At 46.2% G+C, this 26,501-nt stretch carries 24 protein-coding genes and 1 tRNA gene; 4 read left to right on the forward strand and 21 right to left on the reverse strand.

The window, feature by feature from the left end; translation table 11 throughout:
• Nucleotides 1-10 precede the first annotated feature (10 nt).
• The 3 genes from IL_RS11225 to IL_RS11235 form a co-directional block, all read right to left on the reverse strand.
• Nucleotides 11-1,294 carry a hypothetical protein gene (locus tag IL_RS11225; RefSeq protein ID WP_011235415.1) on the reverse strand — a complete coding sequence of 428 codons (1,284 nt, stop codon included), beginning with the start codon at nucleotides 1,292-1,294 and terminating at the stop codon, nucleotides 11-13.
• Between the two features lie 19 nt (nucleotides 1,295-1,313).
• Nucleotides 1,314-1,853 (reverse strand): hypothetical protein, encoded by a 540-nt coding sequence (locus IL_RS11230; protein WP_016341394.1) that lies wholly within the window; start codon nucleotides 1,851-1,853, stop codon nucleotides 1,314-1,316.
• Nucleotides 1,854-1,980: 127 nt separating this feature from the next.
• A complete protein-coding gene (locus tag IL_RS11235; protein ID WP_041291785.1) occupies nucleotides 1,981-2,886 on the reverse strand; it encodes a LysR family transcriptional regulator in 906 nt (301 codons plus the stop codon).
• Nucleotides 2,887-2,985: 99 nt separating this feature from the next.
• On the opposite strand from IL_RS11235, the gene IL_RS11240 reads away from it, so the two are divergent.
• Both IL_RS11240 and IL_RS11245 read left to right on the forward strand, forming a co-directional pair.
• Nucleotides 2,986-3,912 (forward strand): DMT family transporter, encoded by a 927-nt coding sequence (locus IL_RS11240; protein WP_011235418.1) that lies wholly within the window; start codon nucleotides 2,986-2,988, stop codon nucleotides 3,910-3,912.
• Between the two features lie 140 nt (nucleotides 3,913-4,052).
• Nucleotides 4,053-4,610, forward strand: coding sequence for an NAD(P)H-dependent oxidoreductase (locus IL_RS11245; RefSeq protein WP_011235419.1), 558 nt, complete (start codon nucleotides 4,053-4,055; stop codon nucleotides 4,608-4,610).
• Between the two features lie 2 nt (nucleotides 4,611-4,612).
• Here IL_RS11245 and IL_RS11250 read toward each other — a convergent pair whose 3' ends face one another.
• Nucleotides 4,613-5,530 carry a LysR family transcriptional regulator gene (locus IL_RS11250; protein ID WP_231378594.1) on the reverse strand — a complete coding sequence of 306 codons (918 nt, stop codon included), beginning with the start codon at nucleotides 5,528-5,530 and terminating at the stop codon, nucleotides 4,613-4,615.
• Between the two features lie 631 nt (nucleotides 5,531-6,161).
• Here IL_RS11250 and IL_RS11255 point away from each other — a divergent pair.
• Complete coding sequence (locus IL_RS11255; RefSeq protein ID WP_016341395.1) at nucleotides 6,162-6,740, forward strand: sce7726 family protein; 579 nt, start codon at nucleotides 6,162-6,164, stop codon at nucleotides 6,738-6,740.
• Here IL_RS11255 and IL_RS11260 read toward each other — a convergent pair.
• From IL_RS11260 to IL_RS11305, 10 genes are all read right to left on the reverse strand, one after another.
• Entirely contained in the window at nucleotides 6,729-7,805 is a 1,077-nt protein-coding gene (locus IL_RS11260) for a beta family protein (protein WP_011235422.1), read from the reverse strand. The two genes, IL_RS11255 and IL_RS11260, sit on opposite strands and share 12 nt — an antisense overlap.
• A complete protein-coding gene (locus tag IL_RS11265) occupies nucleotides 7,795-8,676 on the reverse strand; it encodes an ImmA/IrrE family metallo-endopeptidase (RefSeq protein WP_016341396.1) in 882 nt (293 codons plus the stop codon). Before IL_RS11265 ends, IL_RS11260 begins: the two co-directional genes overlap by 11 nt.
• Nucleotides 8,669-9,286: a GNAT family N-acetyltransferase gene (locus tag IL_RS11270; RefSeq protein ID WP_011235424.1), complete on the reverse strand. Its 618-nt coding sequence runs from the start codon at nucleotides 9,284-9,286 to the stop codon at nucleotides 8,669-8,671. Before IL_RS11270 ends, IL_RS11265 begins: the two co-directional genes overlap by 8 nt.
• Before the next feature lie 205 nt (nucleotides 9,287-9,491).
• Nucleotides 9,492-9,567, reverse strand: a tRNA-Ile gene (locus tag IL_RS11275).
• A 45-nt stretch (nucleotides 9,568-9,612) separates the two neighbouring features.
• The gene (locus IL_RS11280; protein ID WP_011235425.1) at nucleotides 9,613-11,031 is read right to left on the reverse strand and encodes a sensor histidine kinase; all 1,419 of its coding nucleotides are present in this window, start codon (nucleotides 11,029-11,031) and stop codon (nucleotides 9,613-9,615) included.
• Nucleotides 11,032-11,049: 18 nt separating this feature from the next.
• The gene (locus IL_RS11285; protein ID WP_011235426.1) at nucleotides 11,050-11,826 is read right to left on the reverse strand and encodes an amidohydrolase family protein; all 777 of its coding nucleotides are present in this window, start codon (nucleotides 11,824-11,826) and stop codon (nucleotides 11,050-11,052) included.
• Between the two features lie 25 nt (nucleotides 11,827-11,851).
• Nucleotides 11,852-13,681, reverse strand: a complete 1,830-nt coding sequence (gene rpoD, locus IL_RS11290) for an RNA polymerase sigma factor RpoD (RefSeq protein WP_011235427.1) — start codon at nucleotides 13,679-13,681, stop codon at nucleotides 11,852-11,854.
• A gap of 102 nt (nucleotides 13,682-13,783) precedes the next feature.
• Nucleotides 13,784-15,529 (reverse strand): DNA primase, encoded by a 1,746-nt coding sequence (gene dnaG / locus IL_RS11295; protein WP_011235428.1) that lies wholly within the window; start codon nucleotides 15,527-15,529, stop codon nucleotides 13,784-13,786.
• 139 nt (nucleotides 15,530-15,668) lie between these two features.
• A complete protein-coding gene (gene rpsU, locus IL_RS11300) occupies nucleotides 15,669-15,884 on the reverse strand; it encodes a 30S ribosomal protein S21 (protein WP_011235429.1) in 216 nt (71 codons plus the stop codon).
• A gap of 56 nt (nucleotides 15,885-15,940) precedes the next feature.
• Nucleotides 15,941-16,741: a glycosyltransferase gene (locus IL_RS11305; RefSeq protein WP_231378595.1), complete on the reverse strand. Its 801-nt coding sequence runs from the start codon at nucleotides 16,739-16,741 to the stop codon at nucleotides 15,941-15,943.
• Between the two features lie 168 nt (nucleotides 16,742-16,909).
• Between IL_RS11305 and IL_RS11310 the strand changes: the two genes are divergently transcribed.
• A complete protein-coding gene (locus tag IL_RS11310; RefSeq protein WP_227016325.1) occupies nucleotides 16,910-18,238 on the forward strand; it encodes a serine/threonine protein kinase in 1,329 nt (442 codons plus the stop codon).
• Here IL_RS11310 and tgt read toward each other — a convergent pair.
• The 7 genes from tgt to fba form a co-directional block, all read right to left on the reverse strand.
• Nucleotides 18,214-19,329 carry a tRNA guanosine(34) transglycosylase Tgt gene (gene tgt / locus IL_RS11315; protein ID WP_016341397.1) on the reverse strand — a complete coding sequence of 372 codons (1,116 nt, stop codon included), beginning with the start codon at nucleotides 19,327-19,329 and terminating at the stop codon, nucleotides 18,214-18,216. The genes IL_RS11310 and tgt overlap by 25 nt on opposite strands.
• A gap of 31 nt (nucleotides 19,330-19,360) precedes the next feature.
• Nucleotides 19,361-20,416, reverse strand: a complete 1,056-nt coding sequence (queA, locus tag IL_RS11320) for a tRNA preQ1(34) S-adenosylmethionine ribosyltransferase-isomerase QueA (protein WP_011235433.1) — start codon at nucleotides 20,414-20,416, stop codon at nucleotides 19,361-19,363.
• A 93-nt stretch (nucleotides 20,417-20,509) separates the two neighbouring features.
• Nucleotides 20,510-21,781, reverse strand: a complete 1,272-nt coding sequence (locus IL_RS11325; RefSeq protein ID WP_011235434.1) for an inorganic phosphate transporter — start codon at nucleotides 21,779-21,781, stop codon at nucleotides 20,510-20,512.
• Between the two features lie 14 nt (nucleotides 21,782-21,795).
• Nucleotides 21,796-22,476, reverse strand: a complete 681-nt coding sequence (locus tag IL_RS11330; RefSeq protein ID WP_011235435.1) for a TIGR00153 family protein — start codon at nucleotides 22,474-22,476, stop codon at nucleotides 21,796-21,798.
• Nucleotides 22,477-22,567: 91 nt separating this feature from the next.
• A complete protein-coding gene (locus IL_RS11335) occupies nucleotides 22,568-24,490 on the reverse strand; it encodes a methyl-accepting chemotaxis protein (protein ID WP_016341398.1) in 1,923 nt (640 codons plus the stop codon).
• Nucleotides 24,491-24,608: 118 nt separating this feature from the next.
• The gene (locus tag IL_RS11340) at nucleotides 24,609-25,331 is read right to left on the reverse strand and encodes a DUF481 domain-containing protein (protein WP_011235437.1); all 723 of its coding nucleotides are present in this window, start codon (nucleotides 25,329-25,331) and stop codon (nucleotides 24,609-24,611) included.
• 100 nt (nucleotides 25,332-25,431) lie between these two features.
• Entirely contained in the window at nucleotides 25,432-26,496 is a 1,065-nt protein-coding gene (gene fba / locus IL_RS11345; RefSeq protein WP_011235438.1) for a class II fructose-bisphosphate aldolase, read from the reverse strand.
• Nucleotides 26,497-26,501 lie beyond the last annotated feature (5 nt).

A 26,501-nucleotide genomic window follows, 5' to 3' on the forward strand; every position in this document is an offset into this window, starting at 1 on the left:
CTTAGGTGAATTAAAGCTGAGTTAACGGCGTTGATTCGAGATCATAAATCTCTTTCAGCTTTTCACGTAATTGCGCGTATTGCTCACCAGCGGTACCGGTTAATTCAATGTTCTGGTCATTAAGTTCTACCACCTGCGGAGTTACTTTTATGTCCAGGTTTTGTCCCATTTCATCAAGCAGCGCACGTTGAGTGCCTAATTCACGGTTGGTTTTTATTGCTTCGCTTAAGCTGTAAACCGCACCTAAACCTGCCGCCGCACTAGCCACCTGGCCAGCGGTAGAGCCTGAATTTTTACCCAGCAAAATAGCGGCCGTAGCTAAAATACCAGCACCAACCTGCGCGCGGGTTCTCTCTGCTTTCTTCTGTCGAATATCAATAGCAACCGGCAGAGTCTCTTCCTGATAAGTACGGTATGCATCATGGGTCGTTGCATAGAAGGTGTCGTAACTGTCCTGCAATGAGTCAACAAACTGCTGGTCTTTCGCTTTAATCACATTAACCCGCTGATACATAGGGTCTGATTCAGCCGGAGCGCCGTTCAGCGTAATAGTTGAACGGCTCGAAAAGATACTACTGGACTCACCCAGATAACCACCAAAGGCTTCAGGACTGTACATTGCGGCATAGCGCATATCTGAAACCGCCTGAATGGTTTTCTTCTCTTCTTCAGATTTTTTAATTAGCAAGTCATAAACATAACCCGCAATGCTTTCAAAAATTGGACCGTATGGGTTTTCACCTTTTCTTAACGCGTCACGGTAAAAGCCTGCGCCTACCTGATACTCAAACTCTTCCTCGCCCCAAATTTGGTTACTGGCGTCCATAACACGAACACCAATTTCAACGGTTTCGGTGTCTGAGTAGTTAATTTTTCCCAGCACGTAAACATCGGCACTGACGTTAGCATCGGGAGTCACATTCACTGCACCAAAGGCTTTAGTATCAGAAAGTGCTTCGCGGGTATTTACCGCAAAACGGTTCGCCTCTAAACGACGCACCTGTGGCCAAATGTCTTCTTCAACTATGGCTTCATCATCAATATTGCCGGAACTGTCTTTCGGCAACCCCGGGTCAAACACCGGAATAGCCACATTAAGATAAACATTAGAGTTGTAACTGTAGCTACGCTCTTTTTTGCCCAAGGCTTTAGAGTCTGACGGACCATTCATGCTTGGGCCAACGCTGGTAACATTAGTTTGGGTTGACTGGCAGCCGGCTAATGTAAACATTGCAGAAAGCGTCATAACGACTGAAAATCGTTTTAGTTTTTTTAGTTGAGCTAGTGTATTCATGTTCTTCTTCCGTTAATTATTAACATCCGTACTCGGCCATTAAGCCTTTAAAATGTTCCTTTTCAGCTTCGGTTGTTGCCGAAGCCATGCCTTCTTTCACTGCGTCGCATACGGCAGAACTGCCGCCACCGCTGTTGCCACGCTTATGATCTTTTGTATCCACCGAACTTTCCGATGCCGTAGATGTAGATTGCTGTTGTTGCTCACTGGAGTTTGCGCCGCTATTACCTGAACTACCAGCCGAACCCGAAGCTCCACCTGCAGCACCAGAACCGCTGCCGCTGGCAGCATCAGCAAGGCTGCCGGAAGCCGACACAGTGGCCTCTTCCATACACTCGGCAGAGTCATCTAAAGAGGCAAACAGCGCAGCCTCCTCAAGCGCAATGCGTTCTTGCAGAGTAAGCGTGCTGGGGTCGACGTCGTCGAACTCTATGTAGGCACAATCGGAATAGCTTTTCTCCTGAGCTTCAGCCACACCACTGCCCAAGCACAACACCGCCAGAAAACACACAGGCGCATAGGCAAAGAAGTTGATGAGTGATGAACTGATTTTATCCACGGTAGGAACCTATAAAATGACTTGAGGGCAGTACTCAGATAACGTTAAGTTAAGGTTATTATATTCCTGAATGTAAATAAACTGTAAATGTAAAATTTCTGTGGGTAAGCTGGCTGATTGCTGCTATTTACATCACACCATCATTACTTTTGAAACGCTGTAGCATAAAATCAATAAACAGCCTTACCCTGTATGGAATATTTTCTCTGTCCCGGTAGAGCATTTCACACCCGCGAGCCTGGTTGCTCCAGGCCGGTAAAATGTGTTGAATTTTGCCTGACTCGAGCAGAGGTTGCGCGTGGTAGTCGGGAATAAAGCCAACGCCTATGCCACCCGCTATCACTTCAGTCAGTAAACTCATGTCATCCACTTTTAAGCGTATGTTGTCGGTAGCCGTATAAGCCTGCTTTTCACCCGAGTGAATATGCTGCAGACTCCAGGTCAGCATAGGCGAACACAGCACCGTGGGTAACCCGGCTAAGTCGGCGGGAGCCTTTATGTGGGATACATCCAAATTTGCCGGACCGCAAATAGCAAAACGAATATTGGTTAACTGTCGGCCAATCCAGTGAGTTGCGCTGTGATGACCAATGCGAAAAGCCAGGTCCATGGCTTCTTCATCAATGTCTATAGTTTGGTTGGATAGCTTTAAGTCGAGCTCAATGTCCGGATACTGCCTCATAAACGCATTAAAATGATGAACCAGTACCTGAACGCTGAAATTAATTGGGGCAGAAATTCTTATCGTACCCTTGGCCTCGTTTCTGTCCTGCTGCAGGCATGCAGCCACATTGTCCAGCTCGTCGAAAATGGGCGCACTTCTGCGATAATACCGTTGCCCCGCAAAGGTTAGTTGCACACGGTGAGCGTCCCTATTAAAAAGCCGCAACGCTAAGTCTTGTTCCAGCTTGGCAATTCTGCGACTGAGTGTGGAAAGCGGCATTTGTAAGGCAACCGCCGCTTGTTTAAAACTGCCATACTGCGCCACCATGCAGAAGCAGCGCATGTCATCCAGTGAGTAATTAGGTTTCATATTTGGAATTTTAATTCCCATTTTCTCTTATTTATACCGTAAATAGAATCTATACACTGTCAGCCATGATTTCTCAAGTTTCTTCCTGCGGAGATACCTATGAACCGTTCAGCCAATACAAACGCTGTTTTGCTATTACTATTATGCGCTTTTTTCTGGGGAGCTTCCTTTCCCGTAGGCAAACACGCTCTGGGAGAAGTTCACGCCCTGACGTTAGTTATTTGGCGTTTTGCTATAGCCGCCGCGTGTCTGTTTGCCTTTATAAAGTGGAAGCGCATACCCATACCCGAGTTAAAAGCTAAACAATGGCTGTGGGTAGTTGGTGTTTCCATTGTTGGCGTAGGCGGACTCAACCTTGGGTTATTCACTGGGCTGGCTCAAACCAACGCCAGTAATGGCGCTTTGATTATGGCGCTAAGCCCGTTAACCACATCGCTAATTGGCTCTTTATTACAACGTAAGCTGCTGACCCGCGGAGCCGTATTCAGCCTGGTGGTGTGCTTGTCGGGTGTATTGCTTGTGCTCACCAACGGCGAACTGAAACGCTTACTCAGTTTCGAATTCAACCACGGTGACCAGATCATCTTCTTAGGTATGCTGTGCTGGAGCCTGTATACCTACTTAACGCAAGGCATTAGCCGCTGGATGCCTATGATCCCCTACACCTTTATTGGCATGCTAGCCGGCCTTGGCGTTATTTCTGTAGTAGCGGCGTTTAGCGCAGAAGCCCACCCTGTCCAGGAAAGCCTGGCAATAAGCCAAATTGTCTTAGCCGACTTACTCTTCATTGGTGTTTTTGGCACCGTGGGTGGTTATTTACTGTGGATTTCCGGCGTTAAACAGCTTGGTGCCGCAAACGCCTCTTTGTTTTTCAACTTCGTGCCCATTTTTGCTGCACTCACGGCTGTAACTTTTGGCCAGAACGTGGCCAGTTTACAGCTACTGGGTATGGCTATTGTCATCTCCGGATTGCTGCTGCCGCGACTAACTCATTGGCGACAGCAGCGTTTTGCGCGGATGGGTTAAGCAAAGTTGCTGGTGAGAATTGTTGCTTGTCATATCTAGCCACTATTCATAAAACCAATAACACTTAATACAAACTATCCATTATACAAATAGCACGACCGGCGCAATACTAAGAACACTGTTTCAACCGGAGTGCTCTAATGTCAAAAACGCTTATCTTACTTTTTCATCCCGATATAGCACGCTCAAGTGCCAATGCAGCCCTTTCCTCTGCCGCTTCAAGAATCGAAGATTTCGACATCTTCGATGTACAGCGAGCCTACCCCAATGGCGAAATTGACACCGACGCCGAGGTACATCGCTTGTTGAACGCAGAGCGAATTGTCCTGCAGTACCCTATGCAGTGGTACGCTACCCCACCGATATTAAAAGCATGGCTGGACGCGGTGTTAACACGACTTTTCTACATTAACTACGAGTCGGAGGGGCGCAGACTAGTAGGTACGCCAATAATGGTCTCGGTTACCGCCGGCAATACGCCTGATGCTTATAGCGAAGGCGGACGTAATATGTTCACCATGCTTGAGCTACTTGCTCCAATGCGAGCTACAGCCCATCGCTGTAACCTGACCTGGCACAGACCCTTTATCGTGTACCGTGCTAATCAGCTATCTCCGAGTGAGCTCAAAGTGGAAGGACTCCGCTACACAAAGGTATTAAAATCCTGGATTTCATCATCCGCGCCGCAGAAGGCTTAATATTATTGAATAGAAGTTGCGATACCCTCTTTTTGGAAGAGATGTTGTAGCGTTTCGATTACATGTTTTACAACCAAATCGCTATCTCTTCGTGCATGCCAGGCTAAATGCAGACTGAAGCCTGGCACCGCGATGGGCGGCTCAAAAATAGCCAGCCCCTGGGGGTCAGAAAGACAATTCATGGGCGTGGTCGCAATCATATCGGTGGCTTTAATCAAGGGGTCGATCATAGTGAAATTTGGTACAACAGCACCAACATGGCGAACTTTTCCTTGTTGAGCTAGTACTTCTTCCACGGACCCGCGTGCATTCCCCTCCCCGGAAACAACGATATGTGGCCAAGCCAACCATTCGTCCGCGTTAAACTTCTGCGCGGCAGGATGCGAGGCCCGCATGGCCACAACATAGCTTTCATATGCAATTTGTTGCCGATAAAATTTTGGAGGCAACGCAGGAAAGGTTGAAATTGCAATGTCGGCCTCGCCATTCTCAAGACGATGAAGTGCGTCCTTACTGCTGCGCCATGGCAATAACGATAAATTCACTTTTGGCGCACTGGTACTTAATTTAGTTAAAAGATGGGTCATGACGATAAGTCCTGGTTGATCCGCCATTATTAAGCGAACCGTTTGCCGAACTTGCGTCAATTCAACTTTAGGTATCTCCACAATAGCCGTTATAGCAAGCAAAGCCTGGGACAGCGGCTCTTTTAACGACTGTGCTTTAGCCGTTAATCGCATCTCACCGGCAACACGCTCTAATAATGGATCATCAAAAATATGTCGACACCTGTCTAGAGCATTACTCGTTGCTGGTTGCGACAAAGCAAGACGTCGAGCGGCCCGCGTTACATGTTGCTCTTCTAGCAAAGCATGCAAAATTACCAGCAGGTTAAGATCCAAAGAGCGAAGATTGACCATATCAATTACCAAGGTTAAAAGAGACTGAATCGAACCGGTAAATTCGGAGGTGTATCTGTTTAAATCATGCTGCCTCATCTTCTGCTAATTGTCGATAACGGCTACTTTTATATTCGGCAGGTGTGATATCTCTGATGATATTGAACCGTTTCATAATCCAAGAATGCATCGTGGACTGGCAAAACACGAGTAGCGGTTTAGTGCGATTTTAAACCGGACGAGATAAGGGGGGGGAGAATCCGAGAGAGCTTCGCAAAGTCAAACAGGAACTCCCCGAATCTTCACCATTTCACCTCTCACATACGGCTGCTGACTCAGGTGATTGTGCGAGCTACATAAGAGCCATTGGAGAAGTTTGTATTCCCGCCTGAAAACATCCTATCAAATTTCTATACGACGCTAACTTTGATATGGAAACAGGGGAGATAAGGTTAGGCCAGTACGACCGAAAGCCGTTATTTAAAGTTGTTGGTTTGCAGTCCAATGGTAAGCATCTTTTAACCAGAACTGAAAGCTGGCATCGGTGTTCCGAGTCTGGGGCGGCATAGCCGCCTTCCTTGGAGTACTGGGAATAACTGTACTAATTTTTTAACGCAAGGTAAACTTTGCCCATCTTTAAGGCTGTAAATTAATGAGCAAGATGCTACGTGACATCGACATTAGACAATCCCTAATCGAACATTTAACTACTAGGTTTAAGTCTGAATATAAGTTGGTTGAGGAGCTCAGCATCTCTGACAAAAGAGCAAGAGCCGACGTCGTCGTTTTAGCAAAGAGCCTCTTCAACTACGAAATTAAAAGTGACGTCGATTCACTTTCGCGCTTCACAACTCAAATGTTCTTTTACGATAGAGTTTTTGAACGAAATTTTATCGTCACTACAGACAAGCACTTAGCGAAGGCAATAGAGCTCTTGCCAAGCCACTGGGGGCTCCTCTCTGCTTCTCCGAATAGACAAGGGAGTGTAAAAATAAAAACTATTAAAGCCGCAAAAATGAGCCCTCACTGGGAGCCCGCCACGGCGCTTTTTACACTTTGGAAATCGGAGCTAATCGATATATATGAAGAGCTAAAGCTCACAGGGCCTACAAAATCATTAAGCAGAGAACAGTTGATTGAAGAAATTTCCACTAGCTCAAAACGAGGTCTTAAGCAGTCCTTTAAGAAAGCTTTAACAACCAGGGACTTCACTAGTAGTTTAAGAAAGTAGTCTACCCATATATGTAATATGAGCCAATGTAGTTACTTCTACCCATTTTGACGCCCCACCGCAGGAGGGAACTTTTCCGCGTCTAGGTTTATATACAAGGTTTTCGCGCTTTGCCACTTTTTCAATATATTCTTCAGCTTCGCAGTAGTAAGCGCGGAAAAAATCAACGTTTATAACTTTCTCAGCCAAATCGAAAAACTGACCGGTTCCGAACCTACGCATCCCTCCACCTCGAACTACATATAATTCCCGTTCATCAGTGTAAATTATCTTGGGGGTTTGAACGTCATACATTATTTCCGGAGCGATATCTGCATCCGAATACTCAGGCGAAACAACCCCATAATCTCCATAAACTAAACCGAGCTCTCTGTATTTTTCCCAAAGAACCCACTCAACTCGTTTTTTTCTTAGTTCAGAGTGAGGTTTCAATAGCTCAGATATAGATTTAGGAATTGAGGACGATGTCAATATAAAGTAATTAAAAGTTATTTTGCTTTCACTTATTAAAGTAAAAAAATCTTCGAGGTTTATTTCTTGATCAAAACTCTCAAGGTCTAATTGAACTCGGAAATCTATAATCAGGGCTAAATCAATATGGCTAGGAATTTCAGAAACCAAATCCTCCAGCTCCTCTGTAAGAGTTCTAGGAGCGCTAAATTCGCTTGAGTCGACCCTGACGAAAATAGTATCAAAATTATCAACTCTATCGATCACAGCCCTGTTATGATTTTCGGTACGGTCCAAACCAATAACTGGGGAGCAATCTAAATCTGAAAAGGTTTCTAGTACATAGTCATAAAGATGCGTTTTTTCAATTAACACATCTTCATCCAAGTCGTATATATCAATAACAAACGGAAAATAGGCCTTATCTTGTGCTGCTTTCATTTGTCTATAAGAAAGATCAACTTTGCCTTTAATCGCTTCTTCTGTCTCTTCCTCTGATTTCGGGATATCAAAAAAGGGAGTGCAAAGTCCGTCATTTTCTTTCGTCAACTTTACAAAAGCAGAAAGCTCGTTTTTTTTTAACTTTAGAAAAGAAACGTAGTTGTTAATATCCAAAATAATCCCTTATATTTATCCTGTTTACTATATCTGAAAATATCGTGTAGTTATTAGTTTCCTTTCTCACTCGGCCAGCCACAATTGCAGGATGCACGCCTGCTTTATCCGCTATCAAGTGTAAATTTTTAATAGACGGTTTGAAGGTACTTATATTTTGAGCCTTTCTCCAGATACTTCTTGGAATAAGGTTATTTTGGGCAAATATATCTGCCTCACTCTCCAGTTTAGAGTCATTATCAAACTCCATATCCTTTGAATCTAGTATTGGTTCACTTATATTTTCTAGATGTTGGCTAACATGACCTAGCTCATGGAACAAAGTAAACCAAAAATGATCTATTCTTGGATATCTAAGGCTTAGCCCTATATATGGCCTGCCATCTATTGTTTTTCCCGTCACCCCATCAGTTTTTGATTTTGGTAGCGCTTTTTCCACAATTAATATTATTCCTACGCTCTCTAATACATCTATGACATTACTGTAGTTTTCCGGGTCTCTACTTAAAACTTTAAGCTCATTTAAAGTATCCTTACTGAGCTCATCATATCTAGCAATACTCTTTTCTATACACGTTTTATTTGCTTTATCCTCTACAATCTTTGCCCATAAAAAAGACTCATCCCTCTCTTCTTCAAGGTTTCGTCTAAATAGTCTGGAGCCCGAGGTCGAGTTTCGTAATAAAAATTCTCCAATACTTCTCGTTGAGTTGTCTTTTATTACACCTGTGCTAATTAAATCTTTTACTAAACTCTTATTACTAAGCCTCTTAGCATAAGACCATAATTTTGCTAATTCTCGTATAGAACAGTCGTTCTCGCTAGGCCTATGACCATTAATCTGAGATAAGTGAAAGTCTAGATCATTCATTACAAAGCTCCTCAGCAACATTTTGAGGCATCTCAAAATATGTCAAACCTTGCTTATCTGAACTCGAAGGAATACGCTGCATTCCGATTTTGGTGTAATACGGGCATGACTGCGGTAGAGAGTGCAATGAGCAACCTTGTCGATACCCCTCGCTTTCGTTGAAGTATTTAAGTGTAACCTTAATTAACCCCGTACCAAGCCCTTTTTTAGGTGTTGTAGTTTGCGAGACTTTAGCTCTGTTCCAAGGCGCTACACAGATATACTCTATATAAAATATATTTTGTGTATCTATCTCGGACGTAACTGGGTGCTTTGTAATGACTACCGCTTCAATTGATTCGCCACTCTCAGCGGAAAACCATTTATACTCATCGTTAGAGAAGGCTAGCGCTTTACTAGCCCAATTCCAATGAAAATCCTGAAAGCCCTCATCCATTAAGCATTCAATGATCTCTTCTTCAGTCTCGGCCTGATGTTTTTCACAGACATCGTTAATTAACAATGCTAGAGAAGCACTCCACTCGTCGTTAAATTTTAAAACCTTCTTTATATCTTGTCCTTCCAGGTAATCAATACCCAATCCATTATCTGAGGCGATATTGTTGCGCATTTTTAATCCTTTAACTAAAGCGTCTCAATTTTTAGAAAAAACGAGGAGTATCTTTGGGACTTAATAATGAGGATGTAGCTTCAATATACATGTGCTGTATATTTTTTCAACGTAAAATCGAATAAAGCAGCTACAACAGAGCTACATAAGCGCCATTAAATTCAAAAAAGTTGGCGGATACTAACTAGGTAATCTTTTAAATAAGTGGTGGCCCCTCCCAGATTTGAACTGGGGACCAACCGATTATGAGTCGGGTGCTCTAACCACTGAGCTAAGGGGCCATTTTTGATTGGAAGCTGTGAAGCGGCGCAAATTATACGAACTTTTTAGGCTTTTGTCATGGGTATCAGCACGTTAAATCGTGAAGTTTTATCAACTTTTTCATAACTGATGTCGCCACCCTGGCTGTGCAGCGTGTCCCGCACTACCTTAAGGCCTATGCCATACTGTGTTGGTGACAGCTCGTCGGCGTGGAAGAGTAAATGCTTGTTTTTCTCTTCTATCCCCGTGCTTTCGTCGCTAACGGCAATTTTTATAAAGTTTTCTTCGGTGGTTGCCTGCAGCATAATTTCGGAATTTATCGGCACAAAGCTCATTATATGGCGTATTAAGTAGTCCATTGCAAAGCGCACAAGTAAGGGGTCAGCCTCTAGCTTCAGCCCTTTTTCTGCTATGGCGGTTAACGTAATATCTTTTTCGTTACCATGGCCTTCGTGGTAGTCGGCCAGATTATGCAGAAAGTCTTCTACATCCATTGAAACGGCTTTGCCATTGCCCATTTCTGAGGTGACTTTTTCAAACGAATTAAACAGCTCGGTTAGCTGCGAAACCTTGTGCTTAATGTCGTCTTCACTCATTTTTGAGAGCTTGCGCTGCATGTCTTCCAGGTCAGCTAATGCCAGCGCTGTCATAGAGCGGGCAATGCGCCCCACCAGGGTTTTCTGGTTAGCCATAATCACTTTGTTCATCTGCTGGCTAAGCTCACGCTCTTTGGCCTGAATTTTCTGACGCGCCTGATACAGCAACAGCAATAATGGCTGTATTTCTGGTATTTCGGTGGTAACGGTAACGGCCTGAGAACTGTCTTCAGCCTGCGCCACAATGCGGTCACGTTCAGAGTGCCAGTTGCGGTTAAATACCGACTCGCACACCACCAGTATGCCGCCAATAATGGCAAGCAACACAAAGAGTACGCTTACAATAATAGAAAAGTCGGGCGGTACCAGCTGCACTTCTTTTTTTAGCCAAATGCCCAGGTTGTAATGGTTTGTCTCGGGGCAAGCAGCGACTACTGCCGCGACCCGGTCATTCGACTGTACCGAAACCACCTCGCGCTGCTGCTCTAACGAGCGCTGTACTGCAGAACGAACAATAGGAACATCGTCATTACTAATGCCAATTTCCGAGGCGCTACTGCCGCTGGTAGGGAATGCAAAGCCCATAAAACCTTGGGCTGTGTGCCAGAAGCCACCTTTAACACCCTTAGTGTCGCCTATAGCGTCGCTGAGTGCCTGATGCATTAAGTCGGGGTTGGCCACTTGTTGCTGCGGTGATTCAGAAGCAGGGAAAAGGCTATTTACCGCTAACTGCACATTCTGGCAGGAACGACTCATGGCATTTTGGTTGCGCTGCAGAGTTTCACTTGCCGAGAACCAGAACGCAACTAACAAACCGCCGACAGCTACTGCAATTATGGCAATAGCTAACCAGCGGTTATGTTTAGTGTGAGATGAGAGAGACTGCACTTACCTCACTCTCTGTTTCTAAGGTAAATTGTAAAAGCTGCGGGCATTTTGATAAAAAACTTTATCAACGGCCTCTTCGCTATCCAGAGCATTCACAATATTAGTGATGTCTGAAGGCTCGAATGAACGGTTACTACGCGTGCCTGGTAAATCGGTGCCAAACATCAACGCGTCCGGGTTCGTTTCATTCAGGGTTTTAATCGCCTCTTCAATATTCACTTCAGTACGACCAAAACCACTGGCTTTAATTTTTACGCCACCTTCGGCTAAACGACGAACCTGAGACAGGCCAGACTTCGCCATACCTAAGTGGTCGACACTGAGTTTCGGCAATTTAAGCAGAGTAGGAACCATGTCGTCCAGCTCGCGGCTGTCAACATAGATTTCCAAATGCCATCCGGCTAAGTCCCAAATGCGCTTACCAAAATCAACAATACCTTCAATATCACGATGTACACCGCGCTTTAAATTAACGCGCACACCGCGAATGCCGTGCTCTTTCAACTGCTGAATTTTTTCATCGCTAACAGTTCCCGGCAACTGGGTAACACCCACAAAATTGTTGCCCAGGTTTTCCAGCGCGGCTTTCAGGTAGCGCTGTTCAAAACCCTGGAACGAACCTGACACAATGACTCCGCCTTCAATAGGCATGCCACGTACCAGGTTACGATAGTCATCAATGTAAAAAGGCTCAGGGATATGACCTTGGTTTTCAATTAGCGGAAACTCGTCATCATAAATGTGTAAATGCGAGTCAATAATACGTTTCGGCCAATTGTCACGGTTGTTACCCATGCTGCCTCCTTTGTCAGAGAATATCTTACTCATCCAAGAACGATTTAAGCTGCTCTGAGCGGCTTGGATGGCGAAGCTTTCTTAATGCTTTGGCTTCAATTTGACGGATTCGTTCACGCGTCACATCAAACTGCTTGCCCACTTCTTCTAAAGTATGGTCGGTATTCATATCAATACCAAAGCGCATACGCAATACTTTCGCTTCACGTGCCGTTAAACCACCCAGTACATCGCGAACCGAGTTACGCAGGCTTTCTGATGTTGCCGAGTCAATTGGCAAGTCCAGCGTGTTGTCTTCAATAAAGTCACCCAGATGCGAATCTTCATCGTCGCCAATTGGGGTTTCCATTGAAATAGGTTCTTTCGCTATTTTCAGTACTTTGCGAATTTTGTCTTCCGGCATCATCATGCGCTCTGCCAGTTCTTCCGGCAGTGGCTCGCGACCCATTTCCTGCAACATTTGGCGAGAAATACGGTTCAGCTTATTGATGGTTTCAATCATATGAACCGGGATACGAATAGTACGTGCCTGGTCCGCAATTGAACGGGTAATTGCCTGACGGATCCACCAAGTCGCATAAGTTGAGAACTTATAACCACGGCGGTATTCGAATTTGTCCACGGCTTTCATCAAACCAATGTTACCTTCCTGAATTAAGTCCAGGAACTGTAAACCACGGTTGGTGTATTTTTTAGCAATAGAGATAACCAAACGCAGGTTAGCTTCAACCATTTCTTTTTTCGCACGACGCGCTTTGGCTTCGCCAATGGACATGCGACGGTTAATTTCTTTAACTTTACCAATGGTTAAGCCAGTTTCGCGTTCTACGTCAACCAGCTTGTTTACGCAGCGTTCAATTTCGCCGCGAACTTCTTTCAATGTGTCGGAGTAGCTTGCACCAGAGTCAATTTCTTTATCAACCCAGGCCATGTTGTTTTCATGGGTGGCAAAAGCTTTCATGAAGTTGCGTTTAGGCATTTCGCCCTGTTCAACGCTTATCTTCATAATAATACGTTCCTGCACACGGACACGCTGCATCATGGCACGCATGTCTTTAACCAAACGGTCAAATTGCTTAGGAACCAAACGGAACTGTTTGAATAAGTCGCTTAACTTGTCGATTTCAACACGAGCACCTGCACCATCACGACCATGCTTAGCAATGGCCTGACGTGTAGCTTCGTATTGTTCGCGCAGTGCATTAAATTTGCTGCGTGCGAATTCCGGATCAATACCGGTATCCGCTTCTTCCTCGTCTTCGTCATCATCGTCGTCTGATTTTTCCAGCTCTTCGCTTGGAAGTTCAGAACCAACGTTAGTAGCAGCTACAGGCGCTTCGTCTACTTCGTCTGGGTCGATGAATCCGGAAATAATGTCGGTTAAGCGCAGCTCTTCGGCTTCGTAGGAGTCCCACTGCTCAAGCAAGAAGTTAATGGCTTCCGGGTACTCAGCAACAGAGCACTGAACCTGGTTAATGCCTTCTTCAATACGCTTGGCAATATCAATTTCGCCTTCACGAGTCAGTAGCTCAACGGTACCCATTTCACGCATGTACATGCGCACTGGGTCAGTTGTGCGACCAATTTCGCCATCGACAGAGGCTAATGCTTGCGCGGCTTCTTCGGCAGCGTCTTCATCTGCAGCACTTTCTGCCATCATCAGATCATCGGCATCGGGTGCGCTTTCAAACACGCGAATACCCATGTCGTTGATCATGCGAATAATGTCTTCAACCTGATCGGAATCAACAATTTCCTGAGGTAAATGGTCATTGACCTCAGCAAATGTCAAAAACCCTTGTTCTTTGCCTTTCGCAATAAGGACCTTAAGTTGCGATTGCCGATTCTGCTGCATACAGACGTTCCACCTGTGACTGTGAATGTAGAGTATCCAAAATGACCAAATAGTATATCAGAATACTGATTTTGAAGCTAGCGTAAGGCGTACCCAGATGTACTATCTTGCCTTACTCAAATACTGAATCAGCGTCTGATATTCCTGACGCTCAACTCGTGTTAATGCGCCTTCCTGCTCTTTCTTTAAAAGTGCGTTCGCGCGCTGCTCAAAATATTGGTCAATTAGATAAATAAATATATCGTTAAATTCTTGCTCAACGTTGTCTTCGTCAAGCTGATGTTGCCATAACGCGAGTTTCTGCAAAGGCTGGTAATACTCAGTATCGCGCCAGCCTTCTAACACCTGCGCCGTGGTCATTTGGCGTTCTGCACACTGCTTGTGCAAAGCAATAAGTAAATCAATGCCGCTAACCTGTAGCTCTCGCAGTTCTTCACGAACCGGAACCGATTGCGCCAGTTGCGGGTATTGCAATAACAAAGCAATGGCCTTGCGTAACGGCGTCATTTTTACGCTTTCTTTTGGTCGCGACTGACGTTGCGGCTTTTCAAACTGACGTTCCAGTTGCGACGTTTCGCGGCGAAGCTTTTCTGCTAAACGCTGCATTAAGGTGTCGCGATAATATTCACTCGCCACTTTCTCAATTAAGGGTTTCGCAATATTCAGTAATTGCGAGCGTCCGGCGTCGCTACTAACGTCAATATCGGCCTGTAAATGCTCGAAGAAATATTCAGTGAATGGTGTCGCCTTTTTTAATTCACGCTCAAAGGCTTCGGCACCGTGCTCGCGCACAACTGAATCTGGGTCTTCGCCTTCCGGCAAGAACAGAAACGCCATATCCAGGCCATCGCGCAACAGTGGCAAGGCATTTTCTAATGCACGCCAGGCGGCGTCGCGGCCTGCGCGGTCACCGTCGTAACAACAAACAATTCTGCCACTAGTACGGAATAAACGCTGTAATTGTTCACTGGTAGTAGCCGTACCCAAAGACGCAACGGCGTAGTGAATGCCTGCTTCGGACAAAGCCACCACGTCCATATAGCCTTCGACAATACAAACCTGTTCTGGTTTCCTTACGGCCTGTTGCATATGCCAGTAACCGTATAGCTCACTGCCTTTGTGAAACAGGCGGGTTTCCGGAGAGTTTAAGTACTTAGGTCCGTCGCCATCAATAATGCGACCACCAAAGCCCACCACCCGGCCACGCCGGTCATGAATAGGAAACATGACCCGGTCACGAAAAAAGTCGTAATGCCGGCCTTTCTCGTTACGGTTAATAAGCTTTAATTCCAGTAACTGCTGGCGTTGCGGGGCCGAGCTGCCAAATGTGCTTAGCAGGCCGTCCCAGGCGTCGGGTGCATAGCCAATTTGAAAACGTTTTACCGTTTCGCCGCTTAAACCCCGACCTTTTAAGTAGTCTATAACCCGATTTGAGTTTTCATGGTGCTTTAACTGATGCTGGAAAAAACGAGCTGTTTTACTCATAAGCTCCGAGTCGTCCTGCATCTGTTGCTGTTTCTTTTGTGCTAACTGAGGGTTCTCCGGTTGTTCCCGCGGAACCTCAACTCCCATAATGCCGGCCAGTTCTTCCACCGCATCGGGGAAGTTTAAACCGTCAAATTCCATTAGAAAATCAATAGCGTTACCGTGCTCCCCACAGCCAAAGCAATGGTAAAACTGCTTGTCCTGGCTAACGGTAAACGACGGCGTTTTCTCATTATGGAACGGGCAACAGGCCTGATGGTTTCTACCGGCCTTTTTCAACGGTACGCGGCTATCAACTATTTCAACAATGTCTGCTCGTTCGAGCAAATCATGGATAAAGCTTTTGGGGATCAGGCCTGCCATATTGTTTCAATACCGAAGTTGCGAAAACAAGAAAGTTGCGAAAACAAAAAGTAGCAGAAACACGAAAGCCGCGACGATATAGTCACGGCTTTCAGCACTTTACGGAAAAGTGAACACTCAAATTGTCGTAGGTATGGTCTTAGTAAAGACGAGTACGACGAGCGTTATCACGAGACAGTTTTTTCGCGTGACGCTTTACCGCAGCAGCTTTCTTGCGCTTACGCTCTGAAGTCGGCTTTTCATAGTGCTCGCGACGACGAACTTCAGAGAGAACACCTGCTTTTTCACAAGAGCGCTTAAAGCGACGCAAAGCTACGTCAAACGGCTCGTTTTCTTTCACTTTAACGACTGGCATTAAAAAATCACCTCGGGTAAATTATCTGTTTCGGTTAAAAATTAACCACTACGGGTTCAATTGGTGCTGAATTGTACCGACTCAGATTCGCCTTGTAAAGTGTTATCCGAAGCATCCCATCCAGGGTCATTATCGCTAAGCAGTTCGCGGACTGGCGTAGAGTGAAGGAAAAGCTTACTGACTAAATCCTGTAAATTATTTGGTTTTTCTTTGTACGACAAACCGAGTTGCCATAACTGCGGGCCGACCGACCGAATACTTCGGGTTATCAGTTGCTGAAGCAAAATGGTTTCGTCGTCTGTTTTGACTCTGACTTCAGCTTCTAAACCTCTGCTGTCCTCGATATTAACCGGCGAGGTGCCAAAGTAATTAAATGCGATACCTTTATTGGAAATATCCACAATTTTACCGGTAAGAGGCTCACCGAGTTTATCTTTTAGCTGCAGCTGGAGTCTTGCATCGCAATTTACGCCAACCCTTGGTGACGACCGCAGAATTTCCACACTGGCATTTCTGGGGTAACTGACAAACAAAAGTTTTTGTGGGTATTGGGTAATGTGGAGAATGTCGACCACGCCGGTTACCTGCTCGCCTTTCGGAGAGACCGTTTTTATTGCAACATTCTTTTCTGTAGCCAGCATTGGCAAGATATCTTGCCAGCAATACTGTCTGGAAAGTTCCAGAATAAGATAATCAGGATGCTGTTGACCCACTAGCGTCATATTTAAGCGTTTATAGCTCTGCTTATCTTTAATCTGGACTTCGACGGACTGCCTGAATCCACTGTTTGCCAAAACATCGCTGTTCTCCCGCATCAGTGTTAACCCCTGCTTTATTATTTTTATGAAACTCATCATAGCTTATATCTAAGGTTTTTTAAGCCACAGACTAATTATTTTTGTTTGATGTCAATTGACGTCATTTAATGCATACACTGTAAGCTCTTCCTCAAAACCTGTTGTTTGGTGTTTGTCATCGTTAGACTGGATTTGAGCTTAAGTAGTAAGGATACGAGTTTGGCTGAAGTGCATCCGGACAACAATTTTCCCTATCCAATACCAGCGCGTTACCAGTCAATAAAATTGCTGGGACAAGGTGGTAGTGGCCTGGTCTATAAAGCCTACGACCAGCGTTTAAAACGCACGGTTGCGATTAAGTTTGCCCGCTCGCCCTCTATTGTCAGCCGCCACAGGCTGGTAAATGAAGCGCGTTTGTTATCCAGTGTTGACCACCCTGCTCTTTGCCGCGTGTTTGATGTTGGCGAACCGGAAGTTTCTTCCTCTTCACTGTTTATGGTGCTTGAGTACATTGAAGGCAAACCTTTAAGCAAGCAACGCAGCTGCCTGTCTGTTTATGACGCCGCCAAAGTGGTTAAATCTCTTACTGACGGGGTTTGTCGTATGCACGAGGCTGGTTACGCTCACAACGATATTACCGCCCAGAACATTATGATCCGCTCAGCAGACAATGCTGAAGGCGAGAGCAATAATTCCGCGGTTCTGGTTGATTTGAGCATTGCGGCACCGAGTTCACCCACAACCATTAAGCGCGATATATACCAACTGGGCGCGTTACTTTTGTCGTTACTGACTAACATGAAGCCGGAGCATTTTTTTCAGCACCCAATAACGCACCGCAACCGGCTTCCTGCCGAACTCAGTCGCATAGTAAAGAAAGCGCTCTCGGCTGAGCCAAATGAAGGTTTTCAGCATTGCCGTGAGCTTCAGCAGGAGCTTGATGGCTGGCTCCGTAACTATCAGTTAAGAAAACGTTTCTTCTGGCTGGGGGCTGGTGGTGCTGCCATTTTGGTTATTATTTTTGTCTTGTTCATTTTTTTGCGGGAGCAGACAAACCGACATTTGCTGGACGGTTACTCGGTTGAACAGAACCAATACGCACATGCGCTTGTTTTTGCTCATTATTCACGACATCTTGCCAACGGCGGCCAGCTTCAACAGGCAGCGGAGCAGGCTGAGTTAGCGCTTACCCACTTCGACGACGCTGTAGCAAGCAGTCCTGAGCTGCTGAAGTACCACTCTGAACGCGCTCATTTTGTGCTAAGTTCAGACAATATTTTTACCCGCTCACAACGCACGACTATGCTGCTTAATGCCATTAATGAACTGGGTAACCCGGATATCTATGAAGAAAAAGCGGCTGCCCATTATTTGCGGGCAGAAATGTATTTAGGTCTCGCTGAACTTAATAGCGAACAACCACATTTAGTTGAACGATGGAAAGCATCTGCGCTGAGTTCAGTAGAAGCAGCGATCAAGCACCAGCCTGATGTCGATCGCTACCAGCAATTACGTACTGAAATCGATAAGTCTCAGTCCAGTGCCGGGACGGATTGATCTCTTAAGCGGTAAAACTCTTTTACATAGTCATCAAAAGTACCGGCATCCAGTGCGTCGCGCATATCACTCATTACTTTTTGATAAAAGCGCAGGTTATGAATGGTATTCAGGCGTGACCCCAACATCTCATTGGTACGATCCAAATGGTGCAAATACGCCCGCGAATAATTTTTGCAGGTATAGCAGTCGCAGTTTTCATCCAGCGGAGAGGTGTCTGTACGGTGCACCGCATTACGGATTTTTACTACGCCAGTGCTAATAAATAAGTGACCGTTACGCGCGTTACGCGTTGGCATAACGCAGTCGAACATATCAATGCCGCGACGTACGGCTTCAACTAAGTCTTCCGGCTTGCCCACACCCATTAAATAGCGAGGTTTTTGCTCGGGCATTTGCGGCGCAGTGTGCTCTAAAATGCGCATCATATCTTCTTTCGGCTCACCTACCGACAAACCACCAATAGCGTAACCGTCGAACCCGATATCGGTCAGACCTTTCAGAGAAATATCGCGCAGCTCTTCGTACATACCGCCCTGAATAATACCGAATAACGCCGCTTTGCTCTCACCGTGCTCTTGTTTAGAGCGTTCGGCCCAGCGCAGCGAAAGCTCCATTGAACTGCGCGCTTCTGCCTGCGTGGCAGGAAACGGCGTGCATTCATCAAATATCATGACAATATCTGAACCCAGCTCGCGTTGAACCTGCATAGACTTTTCCGGGGTCAGCAGTATTTTCTCACCGTTAATGGGCGAACGGAAAGTCACGCCCTCTTCGGTAATTTTACGAAGCTCACCCAGACTGAACACCTGAAAACCGCCGGAGTCGGTCAGAATAGGCTTGTCCCAGTTCATAAAGTCGTGCAAGTCGCCATGCTGCTGGATAATTTGCGTACCCGGACGCAGCATTAAGTGAAAGGTATTACCCAGGCAGATTTGTGCGCCGGTGTCTTTTACCTCTTCTGGTGTCATACCTTTTACGGTACCCAGAGTACCTACCGGCATAAACGCTGGCGTTTCTACGGTTCCACGTTCAAATACCATGCGCCCACGACGCGCGCGACCACTGGTTTTGTCTAATTCAAATTTCATTGTCATAAGTATTCACTTCAGTGTATTAAGTTTAGCGCTGTAACAGCATGGCGTCGCCGTAGCTAAAAAAGCGATAGCGCTCTTTAATGGCTTCATTATAAGCCTTCATAATTAAATCACGACCAACAAATGCCGAAACCAGCATAATGAGCGTGGACTCGGGCAGGTGAAAGTTGGTTATCATGCTATCGACCACTTTAAATTCATAACCCGGATAAATAAAAATATTGGTGTCATCAAAAAACGGTTCAATGCTTTCATTAGTTGATGCCTGAGCGGCCGATTCCAGCGAACGAACCGAGGTTGTGCCTACAGCAATAACCCGGCCACCCGAGGCTTTGGTCTGCTTAATGGCATTGCAGGTTTCAGCACTGACTTTCGCGTATTCGCTGTGCATAACATGGTCGTTAATGTCTTCCACTCGCACCGGCTGGAAGGTTCCGGCGCCTACGTGCAGGGTAACATAGGCAGAGTTCACGCCTTTATCGCGCAGCTGTTGCAGTATTTCGTCGTCAAAATGCAGACCGGCAGTAGGGGCAGCAACGGCACCCGGCTCGCGGTTATAAACGGTTTGGTAACGCTCTTTATCAGAGCTTTCATCCGGACGGTCAATGTACGGCGGCAAAGGCATATGCCCGTATTGCTCAAGCAGTTCCAGCACGGTTTCATCGTGTTCAAACTTCAGTTCAAAGAGTGCGTCGTGGCGCGCCAGCATCGTTATCTTTACGTGACCTTCCAACAGCAATTCAGCACCCGCTTTGGGAGCGCGGTTAGCACGGACATGCGCAAGCACCCTATGGTCATCCAGTAGGCGCTCGACCAGAACCTCGACTTTACCACCGGACACTTTTTCGCCCAGCAAACGCGCAGGAATAACCCGGGTGTCATTAAACACCAACAAGTCACCGGCGTTTATCTCATCCACAATATTTTTAAAGTGTTTATGCTCAATGCTGTTTTCATTGGCTTTTACCGAGAGCAACCTACTGGCACTACGTTGCTCCTGCGGATAGCGGGCAATAAGCTCATCGGGTAGCTCAAATGAAAAGTCACTGACTTTTAAAGTAGAATGATTGGTATCTGACATATCCGTGCTGTAATTGCGAGATGTAGTGAAGCGCGGATTTTACTGGAAAGTAGGCAGCCTGTCACTGTTGCAGGCTGCCCGTTTATCGCAAGTTTATGCTACGCCGAAAATTGCTTTTAAAATGTAGAAGAAAATAATCGACATAATGGCACCCGCCGGCAAGGTAACGACCCACGAAATAACGATGTTGCGAACAACACCAAGATTCAGAGCGGCAATACCGCGCGCCATGCCGACACCTAAAACAGCACCTACCAGAGTTTGCGTGGTTGATATTGGCAACCCGGTACCTGAGGCAAGAACCACGGTTGACGCAGCAGCAAGTTCCGCCGCAAAACCACGACTGGGGGTTAAGTGCGTAATACCATTACCAATGGTGGCAATAACACGTTTACCCAGCATGGCAAGACCAGCCACAATACCAACAGCGCCTAAAGGTAATACCCACCAGGCTAATGTCGCTTTACTACCAATATCACCACCGCTGGTAACCACGCTCACTACAGCGGCCAGTGGCCCGATAGCGTTAGCAACGTCGTTTGAACCATGAGCAAAGGCCATAGCACAGGCGGTTACTACCATTAATATCGCGAAGACTTTCTCCACGTTGGTGTAGTGCATGTCTTTGTCGTCTGAAGGGTTAAACTTAAGACGTCCAATTGCCATCTTACCTATAACAAAGACCAGTACCGCAATACCTAATGCCCACAGGTAACCTTCAATGCTGCCAAGGTTTAACCCTACGTGCTTAAGACCTTTTTTGATGGTGACCAGCGACAACACAAAACCCGCTAACCCCATATAATAAGGAACATAACGCTTAGCCATTGCTAACGGATTAGAGCGGTCAAAAATGAGCTTTTGTGCGCTCATAAATATGAGGTAGGCGATGAACCCGGATATAGCCGGAGTGACGACCCAGCTTCCAACGACACCTCCAACTTTCATCCACTGAACCGACTCCATGCTAACGCCAACGGCGGAGAAACCAACAATAGCGCCAATAATGGAGTGAGTGGTTGATACCGGCCAGCCCAGATAAGAGGCAATTAAGAGCCAGAACCCGGCAGCTAGTAACGCCGAAATCATGCCGAACACAAGCAATTCAGGCTGATCGACGAAGTAAGCGGAATCGATAATGCCTTTTCGAATGGTTGAGGTAACTTCACCACCAGCCAGGTAAGCACCTGCAAACTCAAAAATCATGGCAATAAGAATTGCCTGTTTTATTGTCAGTGCTTTAGAACCAACCGACGTTCCCATAGCATTGGCAACGTCATTGGCCCCGATACCCCAGGCCATAAAGAAACCGAAAACCGCGGCCATCCCGATAAGCAGGACGCTATAGCTAGAAATAATATCCATAAATCAGACTCCGCTTAGACGCGCGCTAGCATTAGTTCGAAACGTGCACCGACTCGTTCAGCCAGGTCAGCTAAGTCGCCAACCCAGTCAAGAATACGGTATAAGAACATCGCATCTACAGGGTTCATATCGAGCTCGATTTTACGTAGATCCTGACGCAGTTTAATTTGAAGTTGATCGGTGTCGGCTTCAATGGCATCAAGTTCTATAATGAAGTTATCGACAAGGTCTCGTTCGCGTCCTTTAAAACCAGTTTCCAGCAAGTCATCAAACTCGCCGATGGTTTCGCGGGCTTTATCGGTCGCATCCAGACAACGGTTTAAGTAAGCATCAAAATCTTTAATCAGTGGTTCCGGGATAATCAACTCACGCCCCGTAACCAGACCGGAGATGTCTTTGGCTTTATTGGCAATTTTGTCCTGCTGAGAAACCAGCTCAAGCAAGTCCGCTCGCTCTACAGGCATAAATAAGCCACTGGGAAGGTTCAGACGGATTTTACGCTTCATATCATCCGCGGTTGATTCGTGTTTTACGATGGTTGCACGAGCCACTTCTGCGCTCTTCCAATCCTTCGAATAAACCGCTTTAAAGAAATCTTTAAGCGCATAGGCGCAGCGGTGCACTTCGTCCATGTGCTCAATCATCGGTTTAATAGGGGACTTTGCAAATACCCCAAGAAATGAGTTCACTGACATAACATTATCCGATTTTTTTCAGCCGATGTTAGCTGCGGCGAATGTTAGCGAAATCTAAAGGTAAAGGGAACCGTAAGATTTGATTAATTCATCACTCGCTGAACGCCCGTTCTATTTGAGTTCGCTGAGTATCCACTTCAGCTTCCACTTGTCTTAACAACTGGTGTGCGTTGTCCATTTCGTTTACTAATTGCTGTAACTGCACTGAGAATCCGTTAACTTTGTCTGTTTGCTGTTCCGCCAACCGAAATGAAGTTTTAGCTTCCTCGGTTGAAGCCTGCGCCTGAGCAGAAACCTCATTTGCAGTTTCTACCAAGCGTTCAACGAATTGCTGTTGCGAATGACTTGCCTCGGCAATGTCCTGGTAGCCTTTTTCAATGGAAAGCGATGCGTCCGTCAGTTGGTTCAGAGAGTCGTTAATACCACCAAGAGAGGACTGTGTTTTCTGCGCCAGCTGCCGGACTTCGTCAGCCACCACTGCAAAACCGCGCCCTTGCTCGCCCGCTCTGGCAGCTTCAATGGCGGCATTCAGCGCCAGTAAATTGGTTTGATCGGCAATGCCTGAAATAATGGACAGCGCGTCTTTTACCTCTTTTACCGAATGGTCCAGCTCTTCTGCCGAGCGCTTGGCCGTTTCTATGGCTTTTTCATTTTGCTCTGAGGCGTCTCTCAATTTCAGAATATGCTGGCGGCTCTGCTTCATTGAGTCCTGGGTATCGAGCGCATTCTTTTCCAGGGTATTGGTGCACTGGTTTAATTCTTCGGTCAACTCGCTCAGTTCAGTAATACCGTGAATAGTGACCGAAGCGGATGACTGCGTATCGGCAGAGGATTGCACAATCTGCTGCAACTCTTGTATTACCCGCTTCAACGCTTCATTGACCACCGTCATTTGCTGAGACTTTTCCTCGTCGCTACGCTGAGTCTGTTCGAGAATGCCGTTAAAGAATCGGGCTATCTCTGCCATCTCGGTATCGCGATCGGCGTTGGGTAAATAATTGAGCTCCTGCTTAACCAGTAAAGTTTCCATGGCGTCGCGTAAGCTTCGCAGAGGAGTCAGAACCATGCGTTTAAGTAACACAAAGTTCAGTATTGCAAACACCAATAGCACAGCCACCAAGGCTACAAGACTCAGCTTCATCTGCATCAGGCTGGCTTGCTGGTCTTTCAAGAGACTCTGCTCTACCTTTACCGCCAGCGACTGAATGTTGGCAATGTCATCGGAGATTGAAGCAAAGGCTTCACGTCTCGACTGAATAAGCTGTAATGTAGAGGACAGCTCTTTTGGGTACCGCTGAATTAAGCTGTTCATTTCTGAAATGATTTTCGGCCCCAGCTCTTTGGCTTCTCGCGGTACCAGCATCATTGACTGGTCGGGCAGCTCTTCTTTTACACCTAGCTTGGGTAATTGCTGCAGCCGGGCAATTTCTTTTTGCATAGCGGTAAGCACTTGCTCCAGTGCCTGCTCCTCGGCCTCACCATTAGATAAACGTTCCCGCGTATGTACCAGGTCGGCAATTAATAATACTAAGTCGCTACCGATACTTTGGTAACTTTCGGCAGCTGCAGGGTTATTGCTGCTGCCTTTTTGCACGTAGTCAAACAAACGAGATAATTCGTTAAATAAAGACCGCTCGGCATTAACCAGCAAAGCAGCCTCCTGGCCGGAGAGTTTACCTATGGCGCGATAGTCATCAGAAATTCTGCTACGGATATTATCCAGCTGTTCCTGCATAACCGAAGTGGAGGTTAAGTTCAGCGTATCGAGCTGAGCGTTCACTTCATTGACCGAGGCCTCGGCTTGATTCAATAAAAGCGCATTCCCCGATTGCAGATAACCACTGAGCTCGGTTACCACTTCAACCATGAGTTTCTCTTTTATCGATGAATAAATATTCTGCTGTTGTTCAAAGTGCTGTAATTGACTATTAGCCCAAATAAGCACTGACAAAAACACTAACGATAAGCCCAGCAAAGAAAACGACGAAACACGACTAAAGGTTGAAACGCGCATAAATAAGCCCAGTTGGTATCACCCGGACAGCTTAAGACGTTTTTATGACAGCTTAATGAAAAAAGCCGCGACAATTGCCGCGGCTCTGAGGTTTCTCGAGGTATAGAACGCTGTTTTCTTAGAAAGAATAAACCAGTGTAACGGCCGTTTCTGTATCGAGCTTCTCAATACTCTCATCAGCAACATGAGAGTTGTGATTCGCACCCAGAGACACTTTCATAGCCAACGCGCTGTTAATGTTCGCTGACACTGACAGTTCGGCTTTGCTCTTCGTGTTGTCTTCACCAACTTCAGACGACAGTAAAGCACTGAAACGCGAGTTTTCACTGATTTTCCAGTTTAAGCTACCGGCTAAACGCAGAATCATTGAGCCATCGGATTCAACCGGTGGTTCACCTTCAACCTGCACAGGTTTGGTGCGTGAATAACCCGGACCAATTTCGTAATCAGCGTAAATGTCTTCGTCGTAACGATAACGAGCACCATAACCCGTTGCGACAGTAGCTTGATAAGCAAAGCCACTGAATTCATCTTCTTCGTATGAACCGAAGACAAACAATGAATCGCGACTGTCAGGATCAAACTTATAGTTGCTCTGCGCCGAAATAAATATCCGGTCTGCAGTTTCGTTCATTTCACCTGTATCCTGATCTTTCTGCTCAGAGGTGTAATAATCGAATACGCCTTTATGGCGCCAGTTCTGCACGTCCCGCGATGCGGTAAACTTGCCTTTAAGACTTTCTGTTTCAGTGTTACCTGAGGTGTAAAGCAGGCCGAATTCGGCACTGGCTTCCCACTCTTCTACGGTTTCAGTATCAATGTCGTCAGCATCGTCAAACATAAACGTTTGCGCACTTGCTGCGACCGGTAAAAACAAACTAGCGAATAATAAAGAAAGTCGCACACTAACCTCGTATCTGTATCTTTTATAAAGTTCTTAATTACTTAACTATGGCGTCTAATTCGCCGTTTTCGTAACGTTGGAACATTGTTTCTAAATTAATTGGCTTTATTTTACTCGCCATACCCGCGCAGCCAAAGGCTTCGTAGCGCGCGCGACAAATATCTTCCATCGCTTTGGTTGCCGCGGTAAAGAATTTGCGCGGATCAAAGTTTGACGGGTTCTCCGCCAAATGACGACGAATAGCACCGGTTGAAGCCAGGCGTAAATCGGTATCAATGTTCACTTTGCGCACGCCGTGTTTAATACCTTCCTGAATTTGCTCAACTGGCACACCATAAGTTTCCGGAATTTCGCCGCCAAATTCGTTAATAATTTTCAGCCATTCCTGCGGTACAGATGATGAGCCATGCATAACTAAGTGTGTACCCGGAATGCGACGATGAATCTCTTTAATGCGGTCAATGGCTAAAATATCGCCTGTTGGTGGACGAGTAAACTTGTAAGCACCGTGTGACGTACCGCAGGCAATTGCCAGCGCGTCAACGTTGGTGGCTTTAACAAATTCCGCCGCTTCTTCAGGGTCGGTCAGCAGTTGTTCGTGTGACAACTTACCTTCAGCACCAACACCGTCTTCTTCACCAGCTTCACCGGTTTCCAGTGAGCCCAGACAACCCAGCTCACCTTCAACAGAAACACCACAAGCGTGTGCCATTCCTACGGTTTGTCTGGTTACTTTTACATTGTAATCGTACTCTGCAGGCGTTTTGCCATCGTCCAGCAATGAGCCATCCATCATTACCGAGCTAAAGCCCAGTTGGATAGAACGCTGACATACCGCCGGAGAAGTACCGTGATCCTGGTGAACAACCACCGGAATATGGGGCCATTCTTCAACCGCAGCCTGAATTAAGTGGCGCAGGAATGGTGCACCGGCGTACTTACGAGCACCAGCTGAGGCCTGCACGATAACCGGGCTGTCAGTGGCATCGGCGGCTTGCATAATTGCGCGCATTTGCTCTAAGTTGTTGACGTTAAACGCCGGTACGCCGTAATCGTGTTCTGCGGCATGGTCTAGTAACTGTCGTAATGACACCAGGGCCATAAAAA

The sequence above is a fragment of the Idiomarina loihiensis L2TR genome, from assembly GCF_000008465.1.
Lineage (GTDB): Bacteria > Pseudomonadota > Gammaproteobacteria > Enterobacterales > Alteromonadaceae > Idiomarina > Idiomarina loihiensis.